Annotated in this window: 16 protein-coding genes; 12 read left to right on the plus strand and 4 right to left on the minus strand. The window is 73.5% G+C overall.

The annotated features are described in order from the left end of the window. Positions 1 to 2: 2 nt before the first annotated feature. Entirely contained in the window at positions 3 to 980 is a 978-nt protein-coding gene (locus tag ACZ6W9_RS00265; RefSeq protein ID WP_389958036.1) for a DUF389 domain-containing protein, read from the minus strand. A 17-nt stretch (positions 981 to 997) separates the two neighbouring features. Further along, a complete protein-coding gene (coaA, locus tag ACZ6W9_RS00270) occupies positions 998 to 1,930 on the minus strand; it encodes a type I pantothenate kinase (protein WP_389958039.1) in 933 nt (310 codons plus the stop codon). Between the two features lie 165 nt (positions 1,931 to 2,095). On the opposite strand from coaA, the gene glmS reads away from it, so the two are divergent. From glmS to tsaD, 11 genes are all read left to right on the plus strand, one after another. Next, the gene (gene glmS, locus ACZ6W9_RS00275; protein WP_389958042.1) at positions 2,096 to 3,940 is read left to right on the plus strand and encodes a glutamine--fructose-6-phosphate transaminase (isomerizing); all 1,845 of its coding nucleotides are present in this window, start codon (positions 2,096 to 2,098) and stop codon (positions 3,938 to 3,940) included. Between the two features lie 45 nt (positions 3,941 to 3,985). Then, positions 3,986 to 4,336: a holo-ACP synthase gene (locus ACZ6W9_RS00280; RefSeq protein ID WP_389958045.1), complete on the plus strand. Its 351-nt coding sequence runs from the start codon at positions 3,986 to 3,988 to the stop codon at positions 4,334 to 4,336. 171 nt (positions 4,337 to 4,507) lie between these two features. Then, complete coding sequence (locus ACZ6W9_RS00285; protein ID WP_470116455.1) at positions 4,508 to 6,157, plus strand: NAD(P)H-hydrate dehydratase; 1,650 nt, start codon at positions 4,508 to 4,510, stop codon at positions 6,155 to 6,157. Next, positions 6,154 to 7,281 (plus strand): alanine racemase, encoded by a 1,128-nt coding sequence (gene alr, locus ACZ6W9_RS00290; protein WP_470116456.1) that lies wholly within the window; start codon positions 6,154 to 6,156, stop codon positions 7,279 to 7,281. The genes ACZ6W9_RS00285 and alr overlap by 4 nt, the downstream gene beginning before the upstream one ends. Before the next feature lie 20 nt (positions 7,282 to 7,301). Further along, positions 7,302 to 8,438 (plus strand): alpha/beta fold hydrolase, encoded by a 1,137-nt coding sequence (locus ACZ6W9_RS00295; protein WP_389958053.1) that lies wholly within the window; start codon positions 7,302 to 7,304, stop codon positions 8,436 to 8,438. A gap of 99 nt (positions 8,439 to 8,537) precedes the next feature. Beyond that, a complete protein-coding gene (gene tsaE, locus ACZ6W9_RS00300; RefSeq protein WP_389959247.1) occupies positions 8,538 to 8,954 on the plus strand; it encodes a tRNA (adenosine(37)-N6)-threonylcarbamoyltransferase complex ATPase subunit type 1 TsaE in 417 nt (138 codons plus the stop codon). Positions 8,955 to 9,104: 150 nt separating this feature from the next. After that, entirely contained in the window at positions 9,105 to 9,806 is a 702-nt protein-coding gene (locus ACZ6W9_RS00305; RefSeq protein WP_389958055.1) for a cupin domain-containing protein, read from the plus strand. Between the two features lie 6 nt (positions 9,807 to 9,812). After that, a complete protein-coding gene (locus ACZ6W9_RS00310; RefSeq protein WP_389958057.1) occupies positions 9,813 to 10,376 on the plus strand; it encodes a class F sortase in 564 nt (187 codons plus the stop codon). 49 nt (positions 10,377 to 10,425) lie between these two features. Further along, positions 10,426 to 11,106 (plus strand): tRNA (adenosine(37)-N6)-threonylcarbamoyltransferase complex dimerization subunit type 1 TsaB, encoded by a 681-nt coding sequence (tsaB, locus tag ACZ6W9_RS00315; protein ID WP_389958059.1) that lies wholly within the window; start codon positions 10,426 to 10,428, stop codon positions 11,104 to 11,106. Continuing rightward, complete coding sequence (gene rimI / locus ACZ6W9_RS00320) at positions 11,106 to 11,561, plus strand: ribosomal protein S18-alanine N-acetyltransferase (RefSeq protein WP_389958062.1); 456 nt, start codon at positions 11,106 to 11,108, stop codon at positions 11,559 to 11,561. The genes tsaB and rimI overlap by 1 nt, the downstream gene beginning before the upstream one ends. Then, complete coding sequence (gene tsaD, locus ACZ6W9_RS00325; protein WP_389958064.1) at positions 11,554 to 12,585, plus strand: tRNA (adenosine(37)-N6)-threonylcarbamoyltransferase complex transferase subunit TsaD; 1,032 nt, start codon at positions 11,554 to 11,556, stop codon at positions 12,583 to 12,585. The genes rimI and tsaD overlap by 8 nt, the downstream gene beginning before the upstream one ends. Before the next feature lie 97 nt (positions 12,586 to 12,682). On the opposite strand, the gene ACZ6W9_RS00330 is transcribed toward tsaD, so the two are convergent. Both ACZ6W9_RS00330 and ACZ6W9_RS00335 read right to left on the minus strand, forming a co-directional pair. Next, positions 12,683 to 13,849 carry a class I SAM-dependent methyltransferase gene (locus ACZ6W9_RS00330; protein ID WP_470116457.1) on the minus strand — a complete coding sequence of 389 codons (1,167 nt, stop codon included), beginning with the start codon at positions 13,847 to 13,849 and terminating at the stop codon, positions 12,683 to 12,685. 19 nt (positions 13,850 to 13,868) lie between these two features. Then, complete coding sequence (locus ACZ6W9_RS00335; RefSeq protein ID WP_470116458.1) at positions 13,869 to 14,507, minus strand: Uma2 family endonuclease; 639 nt, start codon at positions 14,505 to 14,507, stop codon at positions 13,869 to 13,871. Between the two features lie 303 nt (positions 14,508 to 14,810). Between ACZ6W9_RS00335 and groES the strand changes: the two genes are divergently transcribed. Then, positions 14,811 to 15,122 (plus strand): co-chaperone GroES, encoded by a 312-nt coding sequence (gene groES, locus ACZ6W9_RS00340; RefSeq protein WP_362942336.1) that lies wholly within the window; start codon positions 14,811 to 14,813, stop codon positions 15,120 to 15,122. Positions 15,123 to 15,194 lie beyond the last annotated feature (72 nt).

Below are 15,194 nucleotides of genomic sequence, written 5' to 3' on the forward strand. Positions count from 1 at the left end.
CCCTACCGGCCGACCCGTGGGAGTCCCGGCCCCCCGCCGCGTGACCCGCGCGTGGGGAACCGTACGCCGAACCGCGACCAGTAGGCCCGTTGGACGACCAGGGTGACCGTACCGGAGACGACCATGCCGGCGATGTTCGCCGCGAGCTGGGTGACCGAGCCCGTCACGTCGTCCCAGCGGCCGAGGGCGACGGCGACGGAGAGGTATCCGGCGGCGGGAACGGTGGTCACCGAGATGAAGACGCCCACCAGGGCCGAGGACTTGCCCGCGGTGACCGACAGCACCCCGGCCGCCCCGGCCAGCAGCGCCACGACGATCGACCAGCGGTCGGGCTTGACGATGAACTCGATCTCCTCGTGCCCGCGCAGCGTGGCGGGGTCGATCCAGCCCAGCGCGCGGAAGGCCAGCGCGCAGGCGAGCGTGACCGCTATGGCGACCGCGAACCCGGTCAGGAGCGTGCGCAGGGCACGGACGATCAGGTGCCGGTCGCCTCTGAGCAGGCCGAAGCAGACGGCCGCGACCGCGCCGAACTCCGGGCCGAGCACCATCGCGCCGACGATCAGGATCGGCGAGTTCACGATCACGCCGACCGCCGCGATCTGTGTGGCGATCACCAGGAACGCCAGGAAGGCCCAGCTCAGCTCGGTGTCGTCCTCGACCCGCTGGGCGAGCTCGTCCCAGATCACCGCGTCGTCGCCGTGGCCGGGCGCCTCCTCCTCCGCGCGGGCGGCCACCTCGGAGACCGACAGGTCGACCCGTTCGCCCGCGATGGACCCGACGGTGTCCAGGTCGAGGTCGCGCAGGCAGTCGATCATCTCGCTGGCGGCCTCGCGGGCGATGTCGAACTGCACGAGGTCGCCCTTGGGGGAGCGGGCCGCGCCGTGCAGCACGACGACGTTGGCCACGCCGACGGCCTCGTCGAGCAGGCCGAGGACCTCCTCCGTCCGCTCGGACGGGCTGATCACGCGGAGATGCAGCACGCGACTCCTCCTACCCGTCAGATGCGGCGCAGTCCCACCCGGCGCACGGAGTGGTCTGAGCCCTTGTGCAGCACCAGGTCGGCCCGGCCCCGGGTGGGGGCGATGTTCTCGACGAGGTTGCGCTCGTTGACGTCGCGCCAGACGTTCCTGGCGAACTCGGTCGCCTCGTCGTCCGACAGCTGGGCCAGGTGCCGGAAGTAGGACCGCGGATCCTCGAAGGCGGTACGGCGCAGCTTGTGGAAGCGGTCGAGGTACCAGTCCCGGACGTTCTCGACCTTGGCGTCCACGTAGATGGAGAAGTCGAAGTAGTCGTTGACCGCGAGGGCGGCCGGCGGGGCGGGCTGCAGCACGTTGAGGCCCTCGACGATGAGGATGTCGGGCCGGCGGACGGTCTGCGTCGCGCCGGGGACGATGTCGTACTCCAGGTGGCTGTAGACCGGGGCGGTCACCTCGGGCCGGCCGGCCTTGACGTCGGCGACGAACCTGACCAGGGCCCGCCGGTCGTAGCTCTCCGGGAAGCCCTTGCGGTGCGTGATGTCCCGGGCGGTGAGGACCGCGTTGGGGTACAGGAAGCTGTCGGTGGTGATCAGGTCCACCCGCGGGTGCTCGGGCCAGCGGGCCAGCAGGGTGTGCAGCAGCCGGGCGGTGGTGGACTTGCCGACGGCGACGCTGCCGGCGATGCCCAGGATGTACGGCGCGGGCCCGGCGCCCGTCCCGAGGAAGGTGCTGACCGCCGCGCCGCGCTGCCTGCCCCCGGTGAAGTGCAGGTTGAGCAGCCGGGTGAGCGGCAGGTAGATGTCGGTGACCTCGGCCAGGTCGATCGGGTCGTCGACGCCGCGCAGCTCCTCCAGCTCGTCCTCGGTAAGCGTCAGCGGCGTGTTCCTGCGGAGACCGCTCCACTGCTCGCGGCTCAGCTCCACGTACGGAGTCGCCTCCCACCCGTTGGTCATAGCCAGCAAGCGTACTGATCCGCCGGGGACCGCTCCGCGCGGGTCCGGGCATGCGCGGTTCCGTCCGGGGCAGGTCCTGCCCGATGGCGGGCAGGATTCTTGGTTTCATCCGGGGGTTCTCCATAGGCTCGTCGGTCGATCTCACAGGAAGAAGGAGGTTGGGACATGTGCGGAATAGTGGGATATGTCGGCCATCGGCCGGCGGTCGAGGTCGCCGTCGAGGGTCTGGGCCGGCTGGAGTACCGCGGCTACGACTCCTCCGGCATCGCGCTGGTCGGTCCCTCCGGGGAACTGGCCGTGGAGAAGCGGGCCGGGAAGCTGGCCAACCTGCGCTCGGCGCTGACGTCGCGGTCCCTCCCCGAGGCGACGGTCGGCATCGGGCACACCCGCTGGGCGACCCACGGCGCGCCGACCGACCGCAACGCCCACCCGCACACCGACTGCCGCTCCAGGATCGCGGTGATCCACAACGGCATCATCGAGAACTTCGCCGAGCTCCGGGCCGAGCTGGAGGACGACGGGCACAAGCTGCTGTCGGACACCGACACCGAGGTGGTGGCGCACCTGCTGGAGCGGCACGCCGCCGACGGCCTGGCCGAGGCGATGCGCCGGGTGTGCCGGAGGCTGGAGGGGGCGTTCACGCTGCTGGCCGTGTCGGCCGACGAGCCCGGCGTGGTGGTGGGCGCCCGCCGCAACTCGCCGCTGGTCGTCGGGCGGGGCGAGGGGGAGAACTTCCTCGGCTCGGACGTGTCCGCGTTCATCGCCTACACCCGTGAGGCCGTCGAGCTGGGCCAGGACCAGGTGGTCGAGCTGCGGGACGAGGGGATCACGGTCACCGACTTCCATGGGGCCCCGGCCGAGACGCGCGACTACCACGTCGGCTGGGACGCCTCCGCCGCGGAGAAGGGCGGCTACGACCACTTCATGCTCAAGGAGATCGCCGAGCAGCCGCGGGCGGTCGCCGACACGCTGCTCGGCAGGATCGGCTCCGACGGGCTGCTGACCCTGGACGAGATGCGGCTGTCGGACCAGGAGCTGCGGGACGTCAGCAAGATCATCGTGGTCGCGTGCGGGACCTCCTACCACGCCGGTCTCATCGCCAAGTACGCGATCGAGCACTGGGCCCGGGTTCCGTGCGAGGTCGAGCTGGCCAGCGAGTTCCGCTACCGCGACCCCATCCTCAACCGCGACACGCTCGTCGTCGTGATCAGCCAGTCGGGCGAGACCATGGACACGCTGATGGCCGTACGGCACGCCCGCGAGCAGCGGTCGCGGGTGCTGGCCATCTGCAACGTCAACGGCTCCACGATCCCGCGCGAGTCCGACGCCGTCCTCTACACGCACGCCGGTCCGGAGATCGCCGTCGCCTCCACCAAGGCGTTCCTCACCCAGCTCGTCGCCTGCTACCTCGTCGCCCTGTACATCGCGCAGGTCCGCGGTGTGAAGTTCGGCGACGAGATCACCCAGGTCCTGGACCGGCTGGCCGGGATGCCCGCCCAGGTGGAGGAGGTGCTGGCGACCATGGAGCCGGTCCGCGCGCTGGCCCGCTCGCTGGCCGGTGAGCGGTGCGTGCTCTTCCTCGGCCGGCACGTGGGCTTCCCCGTCGCCCTCGAAGGGGCGCTGAAGCTCAAGGAGCTGGCCTACATGCACGCCGAGGGATTCGCGGCCGGGGAGCTGAAGCACGGCCCGATCGCGCTGATCGACCAGGGTCTGCCCGTCGTCGTGGTGGTCCCCTCCCCGTCGGGTCAGCGGGTCATCCACGACAAGATCGTGTCCAACATCCAGGAGATCCGGGCACGCGGCGCCAGGACCATCGTGATCGCCGAGGAGGGGGACACCGCGGTGGAGCCCTACGCCGACACGCTGATCCGCGTCCCCGCCGTGGAGACCCTGTTCCAGCCGCTGGTGGCCGCGGTGCCGCTGCAGGTCTTCGCCTGCGAGCTGGCCACCGCCAAGGGCCACGACGTCGACCAGCCCCGCAACCTGGCCAAGTCGGTGACCGTGGAGTAGCCGCCGGAGCGGGGCGGGGACGGGCGCGGCTTGTAGCCTGAGGCGGTGATCGTGGGCATCGGGGTGGACGTCGTGGACGTCGCCCGGCTCGAAGAAGCGCTGGAGCGGACCCCCGCCCTGCGGGAGCGGCTGTTCACCGAGGCCGAGCGGGACCTGCCGGTGCCCTCCCTGGCGGCGCGTTTCGCCGCCAAGGAGGCGGTGGCCAAGGCGCTCGGCGCCCCGCCGGGGCTGGAGCACCTGGAGGCCGAGGTGCGCCGCGGCCCGCACGGCCGGCCGGAGCTGCACGTCAGCGGCCGGGTCGCCGAGGTCGCGGAGCGGCTGGGCGTGGGGCGCTGGCACCTCTCGCTGACCCACGACGGGGGCGTCGCCATCGCCTACGTGATCGCCGAAGCCTGACCGCGCCCCGCCGCCCCGCCCCGCCGACCGGTCGTACGGCGCGGCGACGCGGGAAGGCGGTGAGGGCGCGGCGGGGCGTGGCGGGCGCGGGAACGCGCGACGGCGGGCCGGCCGTACGGCGGGCCGCGCCGGAGCACGCGCCGGAGATCGTCGCGGGATACCGTCGGAGCCATGCTGACCGCGTACACCTCCGATGAGATCAGGGCCGCCGAGGCGGCGCTCATGGCGAGGCTGCCCGAGGGGACGCTCATGGACCGGGCCGCCGCGGGCCTCGCGGTCGTCTGCGCCGGAGTCCTCGGGACGGTGTACGGCTCCCGCGTCGTGGTGCTGGCCGGCGGCGGGGACAACGGCGGCGACGCCCTGTACGCCGGGGCGCGGCTCGCCGCCCGGGGTGCCCGGGTGCACGCCGTACTGGCCGGGACGCGGGCCCACGAGGGCGGGCTCGCGGCGCTGCGGCGGGCCGGGGGCCGGGTGACGGACCTCGGCGGCGCGACCCGGGAGGCCCCGGCGGGTGCCGGAGCGGCGGGCCCCGCGCGGGGCCCTGTGACGGATCCCGCGACGGGTCCCGCGGGGGAGACCGGGAAGGACTCCGGGAAGGACTCCGGGAAGGACTCCGGGAAGGAATCCGGGAAGGGCGCGGCGGTGGGCGCCGGGGTGCGGCGCCTCCTCGACGGAACCGACCTCGTGGTGGACGGGCTCGTGGGGATCGGCGGGACGGGCGCGCTGCGCGAGCCGTACGCGACCCTGGCCCGGCTGGCCGCCGAGGGGCCCGCGACGGTGGTCGCGGTGGACGTGCCGAGCGGGGTGGACGCGAGCACCGGGCGGGTCGACGGGCCGGCGGTCCGGGCGGACGTCACCGTCACGTTCGGGGCCCGCAAGATCGGGCTGCTCGTCGACCCGGGCGCGGCCCGCGCCGGCCGGGTCGAGCTGGTGGACATCGGGCTGGGACCGTATCTCCCCGACCCCGGGGCGTCGGCGCTCACCGGCCCCGACGTGGCGCTGATGCTGCCCCGGCCGGGCGTGGAGTCCGACAAGTACCGCCGGGGCGTCGTGGGCGTCGCGGCCGGGAGCCACCTCTACACCGGCGCGGCGGTGCTGGCCGTGGGCGGGGCGGTCCGGGCGGGAGCGGGGATGGTCCGCTACGCGGGTCCCGCCGAGCCCGTGGCCCAGGTGCGGGCGCGCTGGCCCGAGGTCGTCATCACCCCGCTCGAACCGGGCGAGGGGATCGGCGAGGTCGGACGGGTGCAGGCGTGGGTGCTCGGGCCCGGCCTGGGCACCGGACCGGAGGCGCTCGCCGTGGCCCGCTCGGTGCTGGCGAGCGACGTCCCGGTGCTGGTGGACGCCGACGGCCTGACGCTGGTCGCCGGGAACCGATCGCTGCTGCGCCGCTCCGCGCCGGTGCTGATCACCCCGCACGCGGGTGAGCTGTCGCGGCTGCTGGGCGTGCCGAGATCGCGGATCGAGGCCCGCAGGGTGGAGTACGCGCGGCGGGCCGCGGACGAGCTGGGCGTGACGACCCTGCTGAAGGGATCGACCACCGTGGTCGCCGAGGACGAGCGGCCGGTCAGGATCAACCTCACCGGCAGCCCGTGGCTGGCCACCGCGGGCACCGGCGACGTGCTGGCCGGGGTCGCGGGCGCGCTGCTGGCCGCCGGGCTGGGACCGTACGACGCGGCCTCCTGCGCGGCGTACCTGCACGGCCTGGCCGGGCGGAACGGGCCGGTCTCGGCGTGGGACGTCCTGGAAGGCGTCCCGGAGGCGGTCAGGGAGGTCACGGACCGGCTCCGGGAGGACGGCCGAGCTGCCAAACTGGAAAGATGAGCTTCCCGACGACGCCCGCCGAGGCGCGGGTGGACCTGTCCGCGATCCGGGACAACGTCGCCCTGCTGGCCGGGCGGGCCCCCGGGGCGGACGTCATGGCCGTGGTCAAGGCCGACGGCTACGGGCACGGCATGGTCGCCTGCGCGCGGGCCGCGCTGGAGGGCGGGGCCGCCCGGCTGGGCACCGCCTACATCCGCGAGGCCCTCGAACTGCGCGACGCCGGCGTCACCGCGCCGGTCATGTCGTGGATCATCCCTCCGGGCGAGCCGCTGGACGAGGCGGTCGGCCGTGACGTGGAGCTGTCGGCCGGGGCACCCGGCCTGGTGGACCGGATCGCCGAGGCGGCGGTCCGCGCCGGCCGGACCGCCCGGCTGCATCTGAAGATCGACACCGGCCTGTCGCGCGGCGGCGCGGCGTTCGGCGACTGGCCCGCGCTGCTCGACCGGGCCCTGGCCCGGCAGTCGGAGGGGACGATCGAGGTCGCCGGGATCTGGTCGCACCTCGCCTGCGCCGACGAGCCGGGGCACCCGTCGGTCGCATCCCAGCTCGCCGTCTTCGACGACGCGCTGGCCATGGCGGAGAAGGCGGGCGTCGCGGGTTCCCACGTGGTCCGGCACATCGCCAACTCGGCGGCGACGCTGACGCTGCCGCGGGCGCGCTACGACATGGTCCGTCCCGGCATCGCGGTCTACGGCCTGAGCCCGGTGCCCGCCCTCGGGGACTTCGGCCTGCGCCCGGCGATGACCCTGACCGCGCGGATCGCGCTGGCCAAGCGGGTTCCGGCCGGATCCGGGGTGTCCTACGGGCACCTTTACGTCACGGATCGCGAGACCACGCTTGGACTGGTGCCCCTCGGGTATGCGGACGGCGTTCTGCGATATGCGACAAATCGGGCGGAGGTGATGGCGGGTGGACGGCGCCGCCGCATCGCCGGACGGGTCTGCATGGACCAGTTCATGATCGACGTGGGGGACGACCCGCTGGCCGAGGGCGACGAGGTGATCCTGTTCGGCGACGGCTCGCACGGCGAGCCGACCGCCCAGGAATGGGCGGATTCCCTCGGCACGATCTCGTATGAGATCGTGACCCGGATCGGTTCGCGGGTCCCGCGCGTTCACCGGTGAGAGGCACGTCAGGGGGTCGCATGGGCATCGCCACACGGCGCAGGGTGGGGGTCGCCGGCGCGCTCGTCGGCGCCGCGTCCGCCGGGGTGGCCGCCGCGGCCTTCGCCAAGCGTTACGCCATCGGCCGCATCAGGCTCCGGCCCGACCTGGAGGCCGGCGAGCCGTTCGGCGAGCTGCGCGGCCGGCCCGTCGCGGTCACCGCCTCCGACGGCGTGGTCCTGCACGCCGAGGTCGACGGGCCCGAGGACGCCCCGCTGACCGTGGTGTTCTGCCACGGCTACACCCTCAACCTCGACTCCTGGCACTACCAGCGGCGCGACCTGCTCGACTCCTACCGGATGGTGCTGTGGGACCAGCGCTCCCACGGGCGCTCGCCGCGCGCGTCGGTCGACGACCACGGCGTCCTCATCGACCGGCTGGGCGAGGACCTCGCCGAGGTGATCGAGGAACTGGTACCCGGCCCGTGCGTGCTGGTGGGCCACTCCATGGGCGGCATGACGATCATGGCGCTGGCCGACCGCCGCCCTGAGCTGTTCGAGGAGAAGATCAGGGGGGTCGCGCTGATCTCCACCTCCGCCGGCAGGCTGGGCGAGGTCTCCCTGGGACTGCCCGCCCTGCTGGCCAGGGCCGTGCACACGGTCACCCCGGGCACGGTCTCGCTGCTGGGCCGCCGGGGCGCGCTGGTGGACCGCGGCCGGGAGGCGGCCAACGACCTGGCCTTCCTGATGCTGCGCCACCTGGGCTTCGGTGACGCCGCGAACGTCAGCCCCACGGTGGTGGACTTCATCGAGTCGATGATCCGCTCCACCCCGTTCGAGGTGATCGCCGACTTCTACCCGGCGCTGATGTCCCACGACAAGCTGGCCGCCCTGGGAGTGCTGGACGACGTGCCGACCTCCATCATCGTGGGGGACAAGGACTGGCTGACGCCGGTGGACCACAGCAAGGCCATGGCGGCGGCGCTGCCCCGCGCCCGGTTCACCGAGGTTCCCGACAGCTCGCACCTGGTCCAGCTCGAACGGCCCGCCGTGGTCAACGACGCGCTGCGCGACCTGATCAAGCGGGCACTCGCCGACGAGGCCGCCGATGCCGACGGCGCCGGCACCGGCGGGACCGACTCCGACGGGACGGGCGAGGCCGGCGGGACCGATGCCTGAGGCCCGCGCGGATGACCGGGCCGCCGGACGCGGCTCGCGGGACGTGACCATCGCAGGGGAGTTGATCGAGAAGTGAGAATCGCGGCGACCGCCGAGGAGATGCGGGAGCTGGGCAGGGAGCTCGCCGGGCTGCTGCGCCCGGGTGACCTGGCGGTGCTGTCCGGGCCGCTGGGCGCGGGCAAGACGACCCTGGTCCAGGGGATCGCCGACGGCCTCAAGGTGCGCGGCCCCATCACCTCGCCGACGTTCGTCATCGCCCGGGTGCACCCCTCGCTGTCCGGGGGGCCGGCGCTCGTGCACGCGGACGCCTACCGGCTGGGCGGTGACCTGGAGGTCGACGACCTCGACCTCGACGCCTCGCTGGAGGAGTCGGTGACGGTCGTGGAGTGGGGCGAGGGCCTGGTCGAGGGACTCGCCGAGGACCGGCTGGAGATCTCCATCGAGCGCGGCGATACCGGCGAGGAGCGCGCCGTACGGCTGCGCGGGGTCGGCGCCCGGTGGGAGGGTGTCGTCTGACCGGAACCCGGAGCGTCCGTTCCGCGTCCGAGTTGGTATAGATCATCGAAATCGATGATTGACCCAAGCGGGTTTGCCCTTGTTTTAAGGGGAACAGGTGCAGTGGTGCCGGGCGAGGGTCGTCGGCCGGAGTGGAAGTGGAGTGCGACGGTGCCAAGCGTCAAGCATGCCGCGGTTCTGGGGGCCACTCTGGGTGGCCTCGCTCTGCTCGGGGTGACCGGGTGCACGGCCGAGGCGGACTCCGAGCCGGGGGCGACCACCTCACCCGCGGCGTCGCAGACGTCCGCCGGCAGAGGCGACATCGAGGTCCAGCTCCAGCCGGCCCGGGTCAAGGCCGGGCAGAAGGTGTGGATCCTGGCCAACTGCCCGATCCCGCAGGGCGGGCCGGAGCATCGCGGCACCGGGTCGTCCCGGATCTTCCGTACCGCGGTGACCCTCGACCCGATCCTGGTCACGCCCAGCCCCGCCCCCTCGTCGAGCGCCACGCCGACCCCGCGGCCGTGGGTCCGGGGCCAGGCCACCGTGGCCCCCGGCACCGCGGCCGGCGTCTACGAGGTCAACGCCCGCTGCGAGGGCACCAACGACACCGGCAAGGCGAGCCTCCGGGTGGTCGGCGAGACCAGGCCCAGCGCCGCCCCCACCGAGGAGGCGTCCGAAGAGCCGACCCGCAGGCCGAGGCCCCGGCCGACCCGGACCGTCATCAGCACCCGCGCGCCCTCCACCGGCGGCGGAGGCACCGCGGCCGGCGGCCCGGACGACGACGGCTCGCCGCTCGGGGTGCCCGGGGTGCTGCTGGCCGCCGCCCTGGTGGGCGGCACGGGGGTCGCGATCGCCAGGCGACGGCGTTCGTAGCCGCCGATGGCCGCACCCACGCGCTGGTCGCACGTCATCACCGCCGGCCTCGTCACCGGCCTCGTCATGGTGCTCTTCCGGGGCGCGGGCGTCGACGTCCCGGAGATCCGCGACCCGGTGGTGCCCGAACGCGTGGAGATCCCCTCGCTGGGCATCAAGGCGCCCCTGATGAGGCTCGGGGTCAAGAACGGCGAGGTCGAGCTCCCGCCGTACGACAAGCCGAACGCGGCGGGCTGGGTCAAGGGCACCGCGGTGCCCGGCGACGAGGGCCCCGCGGTGATCCTCGGGCACGTGGACACCAAGACCGACCCCGCGGTCTTCTACCGGCTCAAGGACATCCGTGAGGGGCAGGTCGTCAAGGTCAGGCGCAGCGACGGCGACGTCGCCCAGTACCGGGTGGACTCCGTCGAGCGGGTGAGCAAGGACCGCTTCCCGGCGGACAAGGTCTACCTCCAGGACGGCCTGCGGCTGATCACCTGCGGCGGGGACTTCGACTGGGACCGCCACGAGTACCGCGACAACGTCATCGTCTACGCCACCCTGGTCAAACGGGCCGACCCCAGGACCTGATCCGCCCGGGCGGTCCCGGCTCCCGCGCGACGGACTAGGCTAACTGTTCGTGCTGGTCCTGGCCTTTGATACCGCGACCCCCGCCGTCACCGCAGCGCTGCACGACGGTGAACGGGTCCTCGCCGAGTCGACGACCGTCGACGCCCGCCGCCACGGCGAACTGCTCGTGCCCACGATCGAGACCGTCCTGCGGGAGGCCGGCGCCGCGCTCGCCGACGTCACCGTCGTCGTCGCGGGCGCCGGACCCGGTCCCTACACCGGCCTGCGGGTCGGCCTGATGACCGCCCAGGCCCTCGCCGCCTCGCTCGGCGTCCCGGCGTACGGCGTGTGCACGCTCGACGCCGTCGCCTACGGCAGCGGGCTGTCCGAGCCGTTCCTGGTGGCCACCGACGCCCGCCGCAAGGAGGTGTTCTGGGGCCACTACGAGGACATGCGGACCCGGTTGTCCGGCCCCGCGGTGAGCCGCCCCCACGACCTGCCCGGCGACCTCCCGCTCGTCGGTGCGGGCGCGCGGATGTACGCCGAGGTCGTCGGCGCCTCCCGGCTGGCGGACGCCCCCGAGTACCCCTTCGCGGGGGCGCTGGCGTCGCTGGCCGCCGAGCAGCTCGGCGAGCCCGACGTCCGCGAGGTCGTGGAGAGCGGCACGCACCCCGTGCTGAGCCTGCCCCGCCCGGTGTACCTCCGCCGCCCCGACGCGCAGGTTCCCGCCGCGCCCAAGAAGGTCACCTGATGGCCGTGACGCTGCGCCCGATGACCGGGGACGACCTGCCCGCCGTGATGGAGATCGAGCGGGACACCTTCCCGGCGGACGCCTGGAGCGAGGGCATGCTCCGCGACGAGCTCGCCGGGCAGCCCGGGACCCGTCACTACGTGGTGGCCGAGACCGGTGAGGGGATCATCGGCTACGCCGGGCTCTTCGCCGCCGGCGACCAGGCGGACGTGCAGACCATCGCCGTCGCGGCCGGCCGGCGGCGCACCGGGGTCGGCGGCGCCCTGCTCACCGAGCTGCTGGCCGAGGCCGGCAGGCGCGGCGCGCGGTCGGTCTTCCTCGAGGTGCGCGCCGACAACCCCGCCGCGCAGGCGATGTACGAGCGGTTCGGCTTCGTCCGGCTCGGCCTGCGCCGCCGCTACTACCAGGACGGCACCGACGCGATCACGATGCGGAAGGATCTCATTGATGAGTGACGAACCCCTGGTCCTGGGCATCGAGACCTCCTGCGACGAGACCGGGATCGGCATCGTCCGGGGGCACACCCTGCTGGCCAACACGATCGCCTCCAGCGTCGAGGAGCACGCCCGCTTCGGCGGGGTGGTGCCCGAGGTGGCGTCCCGGGCGCACCTGGAGGCGATGACCCCCACCGTCGAGCGGGCGCTGGAGCAGGCGGGTCTGCGCTTCTCCGACATCGACGCGATCGCGGTGACCGCCGGGCCGGGGCTGGCCGGCGCGCTGCTGGTCGGCGTCGCCGCCGCCAAGGCGTACGCGCTGGGCCTCGGCGTCCCGCTGTACGGGGTGAACCACCTGGCCGCCCACGTGGCCGTGGACCAGCTCGAACACGGCGCCCTGCCCAAGCCGTGCATCGCCATGCTCGTCTCGGGAGGTCACTCCTCCCTGCTGCTGGTCCCCGACGTCGCCAAGGACGTCGTCTCGCTCGGCTCCACGGTGGACGACGCCGCGGGCGAGGCGTTCGACAAGGTGGCGCGGGTGCTCGGCCTGCCCTTCCCCGGCGGCCCCTACATCGACCGGGCGGCCCGCGACGGCTCCGGCACGGCCATCGCCTTCCCGAGGGGCAAGTACGACGACGGCACCCTCGACTTCTCGTTCTCCGGCCTGAAGACCGCCGTGGCCCGCTGGGTGGAGGCCAGGGAGAGGTCCGGCGAGCCGATCCACGTGCCCGACGTGGCGGCGTCGTTCCAGGAGGCCGTGGTCGACGTGCTGACCCGCAAGGCCCTTCAGGCGTGCCGCGAGCACGACGTCCGGGACCTGCTGATCGGCGGCGGTGTGGCGGCCAACTCCCGGCTGCGGGCCCTGGCGCAGGAACGCTGCGACGCGGCGGGGGTGCGGCTGCGCGTCCCCCGGCCGGGGCTGTGCACCGACAACGGCGCCATGGTGGCCACCCTGGGCTCCGACCTGGTGGCGGCGGGCGTCACCCCGTCGTCCCTGGAGATCCCGGCCGACTCCTCCCTCCCGATCACCACCGTCCACGTCTGACCGTACGGCCCCGCCCGCGCCCGGGAGGATCCGGAGCGCGGGTGGCGGGCCGTTCCCGGGCCGTTCCGGGCCGGAGCCGCGCCCCGGAGGCCGCGGGTCAGGCGGGGCTGCAGATGAGGGCGAACGGCCGCTCCCCGATCCGGGTGAGGACCACCGTCGCGGAGCCGCCGCCGGAGAGCCGCAGATCCCTGCGCAGGCGCTCCACGTCGACCGCCGAGCCGCGCTTCTTGACCGTCACGACGCCCGCCCCGCGCTCGCGCAGCGCCGCCCGCAGCCGCTTGAGCGAGAACGGCATCATCTCGTGCACCTCGTACCGCGCCGCCCACGGCGTGGTCACCTCGGCGTCGCCGGTGATGTAGGCGATGCGCTCGTCGAGCAGCCGGCCGTCGACCCGCCTGGCCACCTCCGCCACCAGGTGAGCCCGTACGGCCGCGCCGTCCGGCTCGTAGAGGTAGCGGCCCACCGCGCCCACCGGCGCGGGATCCGCGCCCGGCTCGGGCGTCAGCGTCGTGCCGGACGGCAGCATCGTGGCCCTGCGCCCCGCGTCCCGGGTGAGGCCGCCGCACCAGATCGCGGCCTCCTTGACGTCGCCGCGCCAGGAGACCCACTCGGCCTCGGCTCCGGCCGGGATGAACTCGTACGGGATGCCGGGGGCGACCTTCAGGCAGGCCGCCGGGGCCTTCGCCACCATGCCGAGGACCTCCGGCCAGGGCGGCGAGTAGGCCATCGGGTCGAACGTCCGGCCCCGCGCCGTACGGCGGGCGGGGTCGGCGAACAGCACGTCGAAGGCCGCCGGGTCGAGCGTGGCGGCCTCGGCGGCGCGGACCGTGACGCGGTCGCCGAGGCCCAGGGCGTCGGCGTTGGCCCGGGCGACGGCGGCGGTGAGCGGGTCGGCGTCCACGGCCTCCACGACGCAGCCCGCCCTGGCCAGCGCCAGCAGGTCGCCGCCGATCCCGCAGCAGGCGTCGGCCACCCGGGAGCCGGCCGGGACGCGCAGGGCGCGGTGGTCGGCCACCTCGCGGCGGGTGGCCTGCTCCAGGCCGTGCGGGGTGAAGTACATGACGGCGGCGTCGGAGCCGAACTTCTCCCGCGCGCGCTCCCTGAGCGCCGCCTGGGTGAGCGCCGCGGAGGTCAGGGCCGCGTCGTAGGTCCGGCGCAGCCGCGTCACCGCGGCCACCGGGCCGTCACCCGCGGCCTCGGCGGCCGCGGCGAGGGCCTCCTGGCCGCGCGGTGTCAGCAGTTCCCGGAATGCGTCGAGGTCCACACCGCCCGACGCTACCGCCTCACTTCAGCAGGCCGGCCAGATCGATCTCGATGGGGAAGGGGACCGGGACCGAGAGCACACCGCGGTGGATGCCGGTGGGGACGTAGACGCGGGTGGCGGGGTCGAGTTCGTAGACGTAGACGACGGGTACGCCGTCCGACTCCTCCACCCGCCAGAAGTGCGCCACCCCGGCCTGGGCGTAGGTACGCGGCTTCACCTCGCGGTCGCGGAACTTCGACTCGGGGGAGACCACCTCGACCAGCAGGTGGACCTCGCCGGGGAGGTAGGCGGTGCGGTCGTGGTCGTGGGAGAGGGCAGCGTCGATGAGAAGCACGTCCGGGCACGGGCGCTGCCGCACGCCGAGCTTGACGTCCATCTGGGTGGCCACCGCCAGCCGGTCCGGAGCCTGGGCCTCGAAGGCGGCCGCGAGCCTGCGGATCACGAGATCGTGGAAACGCTTCTGGGGGGACATGAAGATGAGGACTCCATCGACGAGTTCGACGTACTTGAAGAACTCCGGCTCGCCGTTCGGGCCCTCGTCGGGCAGGCGATCGAGGTCGTCCGCGGTCCACCCGCCGGCCGGGGGGCGGGGCCAGTCGGCGAGCAGGTCGCGCTCTTCGCGCCGGGTGCTCGTTTCCTCGCAGAGAGTGCTGGTCACGTCGTCCACCGTAGCGTCATCCCCATTGCTTTTCGTGGCCATCGCATTACTTTCCGTCAACATCCGTCGTTCCTCTTCCCCTCATGGTGCCCCCGGCGGGGGCTCCTGTCCCCTCATCGGGATCGCCGGGAGCCTCGGCGGGCGGTTCGTGTTGACTGTCAAGGCCTCCTTGCATACTGTTCCGTATTGGCACTCTCCCGGTGAGAGTGCCAACGCAAGTGCGACGAGGCTGGTCTGACACCCGCGACGGCAGACCGCTGGTCGCCTCTTCTAGATCATTCAAATCTGAAGGGGAGGTCCGACGTGACGACCGCCACCAAGGTTCCCGTTAAGCCGCTCGGCGACCGCATCGTGGTCCAGCCGCTTGAGGCCGAGCAGACCACCGCCTCCGGCCTGGTCATTCCCGACACCGCGAAGGAGAAGCCCCAGGAGGGCAGGGTCCTCGCGGTGGGCCCGGGCAACTGGGACGAGGACGGCGACAAGCGCATCCCGCTCGACGTCAAGGAGGGCGACGTCGTCCTCTACAGCAAGTACGGCGGCACCGAGGTGAAGTACAACGGCGAGGAGTACCTGGTGCTCTCCGCCCGTGACGTGCTCGCCATCGTCGAGAAGTAGTCCATCGCTTCCGACGCTTCCGAGATGACGCATCGAGCCCCGGGTCGCGAGAGCGCCCGGGGCTTCGATGCT

This window comes from Streptosporangium sp. NPDC053982 (assembly GCF_055585205.1).

Excerpts from the sequence above, each read along its gene's own strand:
- coaA (WP_389958039.1), bottom strand. The coding sequence starts at position 1,930 with ATGACCAACGGGTGGGAGGCGACTCCGTACGTGGAGCTGAGCCGCGAG.
- tsaD (WP_389958064.1), top strand. The coding sequence starts at position 11,554 with ATGAGTGACGAACCCCTGGTCCTGGGCATCGAGACCTCCTGCGACGAG.
- ACZ6W9_RS00310 (WP_389958057.1), top strand. The coding sequence starts at position 9,813 with ATGGCCGCACCCACGCGCTGGTCGCACGTCATCACCGCCGGCCTCGTC.
- tsaE (WP_389959247.1), top strand. The coding sequence starts at position 8,538 with ATGCGGGAGCTGGGCAGGGAGCTCGCCGGGCTGCTGCGCCCGGGTGAC.
- alr (WP_470116456.1), top strand. The coding sequence starts at position 6,154 with ATGAGCTTCCCGACGACGCCCGCCGAGGCGCGGGTGGACCTGTCCGCG.
- ACZ6W9_RS00285 (WP_470116455.1), top strand. The coding sequence starts at position 4,508 with ATGCTGACCGCGTACACCTCCGATGAGATCAGGGCCGCCGAGGCGGCG.
- glmS (WP_389958042.1), top strand. The coding sequence starts at position 2,096 with ATGTGCGGAATAGTGGGATATGTCGGCCATCGGCCGGCGGTCGAGGTC.
- ACZ6W9_RS00295 (WP_389958053.1), top strand. The coding sequence starts at position 7,302 with ATGGGCATCGCCACACGGCGCAGGGTGGGGGTCGCCGGCGCGCTCGTC.
- rimI (WP_389958062.1), top strand. The coding sequence starts at position 11,106 with ATGGCCGTGACGCTGCGCCCGATGACCGGGGACGACCTGCCCGCCGTG.